The sequence below is a fragment of the Mesorhizobium sp. M7A.F.Ca.US.014.04.1.1 genome, from assembly GCF_003998745.1.
Classification (GTDB): domain Bacteria; phylum Pseudomonadota; class Alphaproteobacteria; order Rhizobiales; family Rhizobiaceae; genus Mesorhizobium; species Mesorhizobium ciceri.
In genome coordinates, this window is the sequence record NZ_RZRW01000157.1 from 1 (window position 1) to 10,825 (window position 10,825).

A 10,825-nucleotide genomic window follows, 5' to 3' on the forward strand; every position below is an offset into this window, starting at 1 on the left:
AGCCTGCGCCTGAGATGCAGCTTGCACCTGAGATAATGCAGTTTCCGGACAGAACCAAGCCGTGGAGCAATGGCTGTCTTGGCGTGCCTGAAAAACCGGCGGGTCCTGCCGGATTTCATCCGCGCCAAACGTCCTCCAGATAAGCGAGCGCCGATGCGGCCAGCAATCAATCCAGCCGACAGTCGCCAAACGATCGCAGCGACCTATTTCAACGACCAGCACGGGACCGACAAGCCGAGAAGGAGGCGATTATGCTCGCAAACAGCAACGCAACGGCAAATCTGGCGGTAAGCGATCTGGCAAAGGCCAAGGCTTTCTACGAAGGAACGCTTGGCCTGAAACAGGTGCAGGATGAGGGGGGCGAACTGATCGTGTACAAAAGCGGCGATACCACCCTCAACGTCTATCATTCCCAATTTGCCGGAACCAACAAGGCGACAGCGGTGACCTGGATGGTTGGCGACGAGATCGGCAACATCGTCAAGGAGCTGAAGTCGAAGGGCGTCGCCTTCGAGCACTATCAGATGCCGGGCTTGACGCTGGAGGGCGATCTCCACGTCGGTTACGGAATGAAAGTTGCCTGGTTCAAGGATCCAGACGGCAACATCCTGAACCTTGTGGACAGGTAGATTTCTTCACCTCACCTCGCCAGGCCAACCGCGAGGTAGGTGAGCGCCGAAATCAAAGCGGTGGCCGGCAAGGTAACGATCCAGGCGATGACGATGTTGCCGGCAATGCCCCAGCGCACGGCCGAGACGCGGCGGGCGGCGCCGACGCCGATGATGGCGCCGGTGATGGTGTGGGTGGTCGATACGGGAACGCCGAGCCAGGTCGCCGCAAACAGCGTGATCGCCCCACCGGTTTCGGCGCAAAAACCCTGCATCGGGTTCAGCCGGGTGATCTTCGAGCCCATGGTGTGGACGATGCGCCAGCCGCCGAACAGGGTGCCGAGCGCCAGTGCCGACTGGCAAGTGAGGACCACCCACAGCGGCACGTAGAAAGTCGCGCCGAGCATGCCTTGCGAATAGAGCAGCACGGCGATGATGCCCATGGTCTTCTGGGCGTCATTGCCGCCGTGCCCGAGGGAATAGAGCGAGGCGGAAAAGAACTGCATGACGCGGAAGGTGCTGTCGACCGCAAACGGCGTCTGGCGCACGAAGAGCCACGAGACGACGAGAACCAGGACGAGCGCCAGGATAAAGCCCGTCGCTGGCGACAAGACGATTGCCGCGACCGTCTTGCCAAGCCCGGTCCAAACGATGGCGCCCACGCCTGCCTTCGCCACACCGGCGCCGACCAGGCCGCCGATCAGCGCATGCGAGCTGCTCGAAGGGATGCCGGCGATCCAGGTGACGATGTTCCAGACGATGGCGCCGACCAGGGCTGCAAAGATCACCGCCGGGGTGACGATGCTGACGTCGACGATGCCTTTGCCTACGGTCTCGGCAACGTGGAGGCCGAAGAACATGAAGGCGATGAAATTGAAGAATGCCGCCCACAGCACCGCATATTGCGGCCGCAGCACGCGGGTGGAAACGATGGTGGCGATGGAATTGGCGGCGTCGTGCAGGCCGTTGAGAAAGTCGAAGAACAGTGCGACGGCGACGAGGCCGGCCAGCACGGGAAAGGCAATGGTTGCTTCCATCACCTAGACATTCTCAATGACGATGCCGCTGATCTCGTTGGCGACGTCCTCGAAGCGGTCGACCACCTTTTCCAGTTGGCCATAAATCTCGCTGCCGATCATATAGGCCATCGGATCGCTGCTGCCGTGCTTCCTGAAGAGATCCTTCAGCCCTTGCTCGTGCAGGTCGTCGGCCCGGCTTTCGACGCGCATCACCTCTTCGGCGATGGCGTTGAGGCGCACAGTATGCGTTGCGACCTTGTTGAGCAGCGGGATCGCCTCGGCCACCAGCTTGGCGGCGGCGACGATGACGCCACCCATTTCCTGCATCAGCGGATCGAACTCCTTGCGCTCGAACAGCTTCACCGTCTTGACCGTCTTGTGCATCATATCGATGGCGTCATCCATCGACTGGATCAGGTCCTTGATGTCGCCGCGATCGAAAGGCGTGATGAAGGAGCGCCGTACCGCCAGCAGGACTTCCGCGGTGATGTGGTCGGCCTCATCTTCGAGATCGATGATTTTCTGGCACCAGAGATCGATATCCCTGCCCTGGAGAAGCTGCTCCAGCGCCTCGGCGCCGCCGACCACGGTGCGGGAATGTCGTTCGAACAGGTCGAAGAAGCGATCTTCGCGCGGCAAAAGCTTGCGGAACCAGCCCAGCATGGTCGATCTCCCAGTTTCATCCACATAGCGCCGCATTCAGCCGCGGGAAACAGGTAGCCGGCTTAAAGGTGTGGATGCAGGGCAATTGTGCGTGGCGCTTGCGGTAGAGCACAATTTCCCCGACCTTGCAGCGAACGACCGGAAAGATCACATGATCGACAAGCTGGAATTCTTCATCGCGCTCGCCAGGGAGGAGCATTTCGGCCGGGCGGCGGAGGTGTGCGGCGTCACGCAGCCGACGCTGTCGGCCGGCATCAAGCAGTTGGAAGGCCAGCTTGGCGTCATGCTGGTTCTGCGCGGCTCACGCTTCCAGGGGCTGACGCCGGAGGGAAAACAGGTGCTGGTGTGGGCACGCCGCATCGTCGGCGACACCAGGACCATGCGCGAGGAAATGCGGGCGGCGCGCCACGGACTTTCGGGCCGTATCCGCATCGCCGCCATCCCGACGGCGCTCGCCATGCTGCCGCGGCTGACGACGCCATTTCGCGAAAAGCATCCCGGCGTCACCTTTTCGGTGCTGTCGCGGACCTCAATCGAGGTGCTGTCGCTGCTCGGCAATTTCGACATCGATGCCGGCATCACCTATCTCGACAACGAGCCGCTGGGGCGGGTGACCAGCGTGCCGCTCTATGACGAGCGCTACCAACTGATCACCGCGATGGGAAATCCTTATTCCGACCGCGACAAAGTGACATGGGCGGAGCTCTCAAACCTGCCGCTGTGCCTGTTGACGCCGGACATGCAGAACCGCCGCATCATCGACCAGCATCTGGCCGAAGCCGGCGTGCAGGTGCGACCGACGCTGGAATCCAATTCGATGATCGTGCTGTTTTCGCACATCCGCACCGGCAAATGGTCGTCGATCATGCCGCTCAACCTTGCGGAAACATTCGGCTTTTCCGAACCGATCCGCGCCATTCCAATCATCGAACCTGACGCCAGCCACACGGTCGGCCTGGTGGCGACACCGCGCGAACCGCACACACCTTTGGTCTCGGCGCTGCTGGACGAGGCAATGGCGCTGGCGGACGATTTCCATGCCAACCGTTCCGCTAGACAGGGTTAGTCAAACGGAACGATAGAAAATTTCTATCGTACAACGAAACCGCTTTATTGATTTCAGAGGTTTTCTCTGATTTCTTAAGCACTTAGCGATAAAGCGGCACGCGCATGTCGTTGTTCCAAAACAGCTTGATGCTTTTGGCCGATATGCGTGGGTCGCTACGATAGGGAGGGCGCTGCATGACAATGCAGCCTGCAAGTACCGAGATTATGTCGCGCACGGCCGCGATCATCCAGGAGATGAAGGGGCTCGAAGGCCCTTTGCTGCCGATCCTCCACGGCATCCAGGAAGAGTTCGGCCATGTGCCCAAGGATGCGCTGCCGGTCATCGCCGAGGCGCTGAACATTTCCAGGGCCGAGGTGCACGGCGTCGTCAGCTTCTATCACGATTACCGAAGCCATCCGGCAGGCCGGCATGTGTTGAAGCTCTGCCAGGCGGAATCCTGCCAGTCCATGGGTTCGGATGCCATCGCCGCCAAGCTGCAGCAACTGCTGGGCATCGGCTTTCATGAAACGACCCGCGACGGTTCGGTGACGCTGGAGCCGGTCTACTGTCTCGGCCTGTGCGCCTGTTCGCCCGCCGCCATGCTCGATAGCGAGGTGATCGGACGGCTCGATGACGAGAAGCTCGACGAGATCGTTGCAGAGGTGCGCTCATGATCCCGCGTATCTACATTCCCGGCGATTCCGGTGCGCTGGCGCTTGGCGCCGAAAAGGTCGCCAAGGCGATCGCCGGCGAACTCGCCGAGCGCGGCATCGAGGCCAAGATCGTGCGCAATGGTTCGCGCGGCGCCTATTTCCTCGAACCGATGGTCGAAGTCGCTACAGCCAACGGCCGCATCGCCTACGGGCCGGTCAAACCGTCCGACGTCAAAAGCCTGTTCGACAGCGGCTTCCTTACCGGCGGCCATCATAAACGCTGGCTGGGCGCGCCGGACAAGATCCCCTTCCTGGCCAAGCAGACGCGGCTGACTTTCGCGCGCTGCGGCGTCACGGATCCGCTGTCGCTCGAATCCTACAAAAAACATGGCGGGTTGAATGGATTGATGAACGCGCTGGCGCTGACGCCTGCCGCCATCGTCGCAGAGGTGACCGAATCGGGCCTGCGCGGACGCGGCGGCGCCGGCTTCCCGACCGGCATCAAATGGAAGACGGTGCTCGATACAGCAGGCGACCGCAAATACATCGTCTGCAACGCCGATGAAGGCGACTCCGGCACTTTCGCCGACCGCATGATCATGGAGGGCGATCCCTTCGTGCTGATCGAAGGCATGACGATCGCCGGTATAGCCACGGGCGCGACCAAGGGCTTCGTCTATGTCCGCTCGGAATATCCGCATGCGGTGGCGGCGATGAACAAGGCCGTCGAGATCGCCCGCAAGGCCGGCGTTCTTGGCGCCAGCGTGCTGGGTTCCCCTCACGCGTTCGACATGGAGATCCGGGTCGGCGCCGGCGCCTATGTCTGCGGCGAAGAGACGGCGCTGCTCGATTCGCTCGAGGGCAAGCGCGGCATGGTGCGGGCAAAGCCGCCTCTGCCTGCGCATAAGGGGCTGTTCGGCAAGCCGACGGTGATCAACAACGTCATCAGCCTAGCCTCTGTGCCCGTCATCATGGACAAGGGTGCGGCCTTCTACAAGGATTTCGGCATGGGCCGCTCGCGCGGCACGATCCCGGTCCAGATCGCCGGCAATGTCAAATTTGCAGGGCTGTTCGAAGCCGCTTTCGGCATGACGCTTGGCGAGATCGTCGACGAGATCGGCGGCGGCACGGCCACCGGCCGGCCGGTCAAGGCAGTGCAGGTCGGCGGACCGCTCGGCGCCTATTTCCCGCGCGCGCTGTTCGACACGCCATTCGACTATGAAGCCTTCGCGGCCAAGGACGGGCTGATCGGCCATGCCGGTATCGTGGTGTTCGACGACACCGCCGACATGCTGAAACAGGCGCGCTTCGCCATGGAATTCTGCGCCATCGAAAGCTGCGGCAAGTGCACGCCCTGCCGCATCGGCTCGACGCGCGGTGTCGAGACCATCGACAAACTCGCCGCGGGCATCGAGCCGGAGAAGAACCTCGCTCTGGTCACCGACCTCTGCAACACGATGAAATTCGGCTCGCTCTGCGCGCTGGGCGGCTTCACGCCCTACCCTGTGATGAGCTCGATCACCCATTTCCCCGACGACTTCAAGCCCGCGCCCGTGCGCGTGGCTGCCGAATAGGAGCTGGCAGATGAACATCAAGGCCGACTTCCCATCCCTCGTCGAAGAGATTGACTACGGAACCCCGCAATCGAAGGCGCAGAAGCAGGTCACGCTGAACGTCGACGGGCGCAGCATCACCGTGCCGGAAGGCACCTCGATCATGCGTGCCGCGATGGAGGGCGGGGTCGAAATCCCGAAGCTCTGCGCCACCGACATGCTGGACTCCTTCGGTTCGTGCCGTGTCTGCCTTGTGGAGATCGAAGGACGCGGCGGCACGCCGGCATCCTGCACGACGCCTGTCGGCGAAGGCATGATCGTGCGCACGCAGACCGAGCGGCTCGATGCCATTCGCCGTGGCGTCATGGAGCTCTATGTCTCCGACCATCCGACCGGCTGGAACGAACAGGCCGGAACCGGCGCCAGCGAGTTCGACGCGGTGGCGAAGTCGATCGGCCTGACCGAGAACCGCTACGGCATCGAGGGCCGCAACCACGTCAAGCCGGAAGGTGGCGTGGCGCCCGGCCATGGCTCGCTGGCAGTCGATTACATCGCCCGCGACGAATCCAACCCCTATTTCACCTATGATGCCTCGCAATGCATCGTCTGCTCGCGCTGCGTGCGGGCGTGCGAAGAAGTGCAGGGCACGTTTGCGCTGACCATCGAGGGACGCGGCTTCGAATCCCGGGTTTCGGCCGGAATGCACGAGGCGTTCATCGATTCGGAATGCGTGTCCTGCGGCGCTTGCGTCCAGGCCTGCCCGACCGATGCGCTGCGTGAGAAGACGGTGCTTGCCAAGGGCCTGCCGGAGCGCTCGGCCGTCACCACCTGCGCCTATTGCGGCGTCGGCTGCTCGTTCAAGGCCGAGGTGAAGGGTGACGAAGTCGTTCGCATGATGCCCTACAAGGAGGGCAAGGCGAACCACGGCCATTCCTGCGTGAAGGGCCGTTTCGCCTATGGCTACGCCACCCACAAGGACCGCATCCTGTCGCCGATGATCCGCGAAAAGGTCACCGATCCGTGGCGCGAAGTAAGCTGGGAAGAGGCGATCGCCCATACCGCCAAGGAATTCCGCCGCATCCAATACCAGTACGGACGCACCGCGATCGGCGGCATCACCTCGTCGCGCTGCACCAATGAGGAAACCTACCTCGTCCAGAAGATGGTGCGGCAGGGTTTCCGCAACAACAATGTCGACACCTGCGCACGCGTCTGCCATTCGCCGACGGGCTACGGGCTCGGCCAGACATATGGCACGTCTGCCGGCACGCAGGATTTCGATTCCGTCGACTTCACCGACGTCGCCGTCATCATCGGCGCCAATCCGGCTTCCGCTCACCCGGTGTTCGCCTCGCGGCTCAAGAAGCGGCTGCGCCAGGGCGCCAAGCTGATCGTGCTCGATCCGCGCCGCACCGAGATGGTCAAGTCGGCTCATATCGAAGCGGATTACCACCTGCCGCTGAAGCCCGGCACCAATGTGGCCGTGCTGACGGCGCTGGCGCATGTGATCGTCACCGAGGGCTTGTTCGACGAAGCCTTCATCCGCGAACGTTGCGACTGGACGGAGTTCCAGGATTGGGCATCGTTCGTCGCCTTGCCGGAAAACAGCCCCGAAACCGTCGGCAAATTGTCCGGCGTCGATCCCGAGCTGATCCGCGGTGCTGCGCGTCTCTACGCCACCGGCGGCAACGGCGCGATCTATTACGGCCTGGGCGTGACGGAACACAGCCAAGGTTCGACCACTGTGATGGCAATCGCCAATCTCGCCATGGCCACCGGCAATATCGGCCGGCCCGGCGTCGGCGTGAACCCGCTGCGCGGCCAGAACAACGTGCAGGGCTCCTGCGACATGGGTTCCTTCCCGCACGAACTGCCGGGCTATCGCCACATCTCCGGCGAAGCCGTGCGCGATATCTACGAGACCTTGTGGGGCGTAAAGCTGGACGACGAACCCGGCCTGCGCATCCCCAACATGCTGGACGCCGCCGTCGACGGCAGCTTCAAGGGCATCTACATCCAGGGCGAAGACATTCTGCAGTCCGATCCCGACACCAAGCATGTCGCAGCCGGCCTTGCCGCGATGGAATGCGTCGTCGTGCACGACCTCTTCCTCAACGAGACGGCGAACTACGCGCATGTCTTCCTGCCGGGCTCGACCTTCCTGGAGAAGGACGGCACCTTCACCAACGCCGAGCGCCGCATCAACATGGTGCGCAAGGTTCTTGAGCCGAAGGCGCGCTACGCCGATTGGGAGGCGACGCAGGAGCTTGCCCGCGCGATCGGGCTGGACTGGAACTATAAGCATCCCTCCGAAATCATGGACGAGATCGCGATGACCACGCCGAGCTTCGCCGGCGTCTCCTTCGAGCTGCTCGACCGTGTCGGGTCCGTGCAATGGCCCTGCAACGAGAAGGCGCCGCTCGGCACCCCGATCATGCATATCGACGGGTTCGTGCGCGGCAAGGGCAAGTTCATCCGTACCGAATATGTGGCGACGGACGAAAGGACGGGGCCGCGCTTCCCGCTGCTGCTCACCACCGGCCGCATCCTGTCGCAGTACAATGTCGGCGCGCAGACCAGGCGCACCGACAACAGCATGTGGCACTCGGAGGACCGGCTGGAGATTCATCCGCACGACGCCGAGAACCGCGGCTTGCGCGACGGCGACTGGGTCCGGCTGACCAGCCGCTCGGGCGAGACGACGCTGCGCGCGCTGATCACCGACCGGGTGTCGCCCGGCGTGGTCTACACGACGTTCCACCATCCGGACACGCAGGCCAACGTGATCACCACCGACTTCTCCGACTGGGCGACCAACTGCCCGGAATACAAGGTGACGGCGGTGCAGGTCGGCGCCTCCAATGGGCCGTCGGAATGGCAGCGCGACTATGACGAGCAAGCCAAGCAGAGCCGGCGCATCGCGTCTTTGCAGGCGGCGGAGTAGTCTTGAGCGCGCGGCGCAAAGCCACGACGCAGGTATCGCGGCTGGCGCACCGCGCCAGCGGCACTGCTACGGCGAACCGCATGGTGCCGGAAGAGACGCCGGTGGCGTTCTCCTTTGCCGGCACCACGCATGCGGTGATGATGGCAAGCCCGGCCGATTTCGAGGATTTCGCGCTTGGCTTCTCGCTGACCGAGGGCATTGTAGCTGCGCCGGAGGAGATCGAAACCATCGAGGTCGAGGACCATGGCGCCGGCATCGACATCCAGATCCGGCTGAAGGACCGAGCCAACACGCGCTTCGAAGCGCGGCGGCGAAGGCTCGCGGGTCCGGTCGGCTGCGGGCTCTGCGGCATCGAATCGATCGAGGAAGCGATGCGTTCGGTCGATGCGGTTGGTGTGTCAAAGCTTACGCTTGATGCCAACGATATTGTCCGTTCGGTCAAGCTTTTGTCGAAAGTGCAGCCGCTGCACACCGAGACCGGAGCCGTGCACGCCGCCGGCTTCTATGTGCCCGGCAAGGGCATCGTCATGGCGCGCGAAGATGTCGGCCGTCACAATGCGCTCGACAAGCTGGCGGGTGCGCTGGCCAAAGCCGGCATCGAGGGCGCATCCGGTGCTGTCGTGGTGACATCCAGGGTTTCGGTCGAAATGGTGCAGAAGACGGCTTCTATCGGTTCGGCCTTCATCATCGCCGTCTCGGCGCCGACCGCCCTTGCCATCCGCACGGCGCAAGAGTCCGGCATGACGCTGGTGGCGCTGGTTCGCGGCGACGATTTTGATATTTTCACCCACCCCGACCGGGTGATTTGCGGAGTTGCCAAGCATGTCGCATGACGAAGAACACATTATGAGCACTGCCGAGAAGCTGGTGCGCATGGCAAACCAGATCGCCGACTTCTTCCATTCCAAGCCGCGCGAGGAAGGCATTGCCGGCGTCGCCGAGCACATCAACAAGTTCTGGGAGCCGAGGATGCGGCGGCAGTTCTTCGAAATGCTGGACGACGGCACCGGGAACTTCAACGAGTTGGTGGTGGCCGCCTCCGCCAGGATCAAGCGACCGATCACGCCGGCTGCGGCCGACCTCAAACTCGGGCTCAAGCCCTCCCCTGCCGACGTCGCCGCCTCGCAGGAATAGCCGCCAAGCCGCGCCAACTTACATTCACAATCGCTAAAGTTTAAGCTGCCGCAATCTGCGCTGTTCTGCTATGGTTTGACGACCAGAAATCGTCAGGCCGGGGTGGAAATCTCGTGAGGCCGATCGAGACGCGATACGCCTGTAGCGGCGATGTGCGGATCGCCTATCAGGTGGTCGGGCAGGGATCGTTCGATCTCGTCTTCGTGCCGGGCTTCATTTCCAACCTCGACCTGCACTGGGAAGACGAGGGCTACACCAGGCTCTTGAAGCGGCTTTCGGCGTTCTCTCGGCTGATCCTGTTCGACAAGCGCGGCACCGGCCTGTCCGACCGTGTCGACGCGCATAACCTGCCCAGTCTCGAGACGCGGATAGACGATGTGCGCGCGGTAATGGACGCCGCTGGCAGCGGCCGTGCGGCGCTGCTCGGCTCCTCCGAAGGCGCGCCGATGGCAATGCTGTTCGCCGCCACCTATCCGGAGCGGACACGGGCGCTGGCGCTCTATGGCGGCTATGCGCATTTCCACAAATGGGTGATGTCGCCCGAACGCCTCGACGCTTTCATCGAGATGGCGGAGACAGCCTGGGGCACTGGCGCCACGCTGCCCCATTTCGCGCCGAGCCGGGTCGACGACGCGCATTTCGCCCAGTGGTGGGCACGTTTCGAACGATTGTCGGCGAGCCCGACGGCGGCGGCGGCGCTGGCGCGCATGAACGCCGACGTCGACATCCGCCATATCCTGAGCGTGATCAGCGCGCCGACGCTTGTAATCCATCGCCGCAACGATGCGCGGGTCGACCCCGACGCCAGCCGCTTCCTTGCACAGAAGATCCCCGGCGCCCGACTGGTCGAGATTCCCGGACGCGACCATCCGATCTGGACCGGCGATGTCGATGGGGTGGCCGACCTGATCGAGGAATTCCTGACCGGCGAACGCGCCGTGGGCGAAGTAGACCGCGTGCTGGCCGCACTGCTGGTGACACGCATCTACGACACGGCACGGCTCGGCGACCGGATGTGGAGCGAACGCAGCCAACGCTTCCAGGAAACCTGGCGGCTGCTGGTCGGGCGCCATGGCGGGCGCTCTGTGGGCCTGCATGGCGAGTTGATGATTTCGCGCTTCGACGGCCCGGCACGCGCCATACGCTGCGCGGCAGCGCTGCGCGAGGCGGCGCAGGAAATCGGCGTGGCAAGCGCACAAGGGG

At 63.2% G+C, this 10,825-nt stretch carries 11 protein-coding genes; 8 read left to right on the forward strand and 3 right to left on the reverse strand.

Annotation, left to right across the window (positions count from 1 at the left end):
• On the reverse strand, positions 1-222 hold a 222-nt coding region (locus EOA22_RS38105), incomplete at its 3' end, for a hypothetical protein (protein WP_206521280.1).
• A 29-nt stretch (positions 223-251) separates the two neighbouring features.
• On the opposite strand from EOA22_RS38105, the gene EOA22_RS13120 reads away from it, so the two are divergent.
• Entirely contained in the window at positions 252-629 is a 378-nt protein-coding gene (locus tag EOA22_RS13120) for a VOC family protein (protein WP_063169927.1), read from the forward strand.
• 11 nt (positions 630-640) lie between these two features.
• On the opposite strand, the gene EOA22_RS13125 is transcribed toward EOA22_RS13120, so the two are convergent.
• Both EOA22_RS13125 and EOA22_RS13130 read right to left on the reverse strand, forming a co-directional pair.
• A complete protein-coding gene (locus EOA22_RS13125; RefSeq protein WP_013528008.1) occupies positions 641-1,645 on the reverse strand; it encodes an inorganic phosphate transporter in 1,005 nt (334 codons plus the stop codon).
• A 3-nt stretch (positions 1,646-1,648) separates the two neighbouring features.
• Positions 1,649-2,290, reverse strand: a complete 642-nt coding sequence (locus EOA22_RS13130) for a DUF47 domain-containing protein (protein ID WP_013528009.1) — start codon at positions 2,288-2,290, stop codon at positions 1,649-1,651.
• A 151-nt stretch (positions 2,291-2,441) separates the two neighbouring features.
• Here EOA22_RS13130 and EOA22_RS13135 point away from each other — a divergent pair, with 151 nt between their 5' ends.
• From EOA22_RS13135 to EOA22_RS13165, 7 genes are all read left to right on the forward strand, one after another.
• Positions 2,442-3,356 carry a LysR family transcriptional regulator gene (locus tag EOA22_RS13135; protein WP_063169926.1) on the forward strand — a complete coding sequence of 305 codons (915 nt, stop codon included), beginning with the start codon at positions 2,442-2,444 and terminating at the stop codon, positions 3,354-3,356.
• A gap of 176 nt (positions 3,357-3,532) precedes the next feature.
• The gene (locus EOA22_RS13140) at positions 3,533-4,012 is read left to right on the forward strand and encodes a formate dehydrogenase subunit gamma (protein WP_063169925.1); all 480 of its coding nucleotides are present in this window, start codon (positions 3,533-3,535) and stop codon (positions 4,010-4,012) included.
• Positions 4,009-5,565, forward strand: coding sequence for an NADH-quinone oxidoreductase subunit NuoF (locus EOA22_RS13145; RefSeq protein ID WP_013528012.1), 1,557 nt, complete (start codon positions 4,009-4,011; stop codon positions 5,563-5,565). The genes EOA22_RS13140 and EOA22_RS13145 overlap by 4 nt, the downstream gene beginning before the upstream one ends.
• A 10-nt stretch (positions 5,566-5,575) precedes the next feature.
• Complete coding sequence (gene fdhF / locus EOA22_RS13150) at positions 5,576-8,488, forward strand: formate dehydrogenase subunit alpha (RefSeq protein WP_024503375.1); 2,913 nt, start codon at positions 5,576-5,578, stop codon at positions 8,486-8,488.
• Positions 8,489-8,490: 2 nt separating this feature from the next.
• Positions 8,491-9,321, forward strand: a complete 831-nt coding sequence (gene fdhD, locus EOA22_RS13155; RefSeq protein WP_024503374.1) for a formate dehydrogenase accessory sulfurtransferase FdhD — start codon at positions 8,491-8,493, stop codon at positions 9,319-9,321.
• Positions 9,311-9,622, forward strand: coding sequence for a formate dehydrogenase subunit delta (locus EOA22_RS13160; RefSeq protein ID WP_013528015.1), 312 nt, complete (start codon positions 9,311-9,313; stop codon positions 9,620-9,622). The genes fdhD and EOA22_RS13160 overlap by 11 nt, the downstream gene beginning before the upstream one ends.
• A gap of 113 nt (positions 9,623-9,735) precedes the next feature.
• Positions 9,736-10,825 (forward strand): alpha/beta fold hydrolase (locus EOA22_RS13165; RefSeq protein ID WP_127390011.1); only part of this gene is annotated, 1,090 nt, incomplete at its 3' end.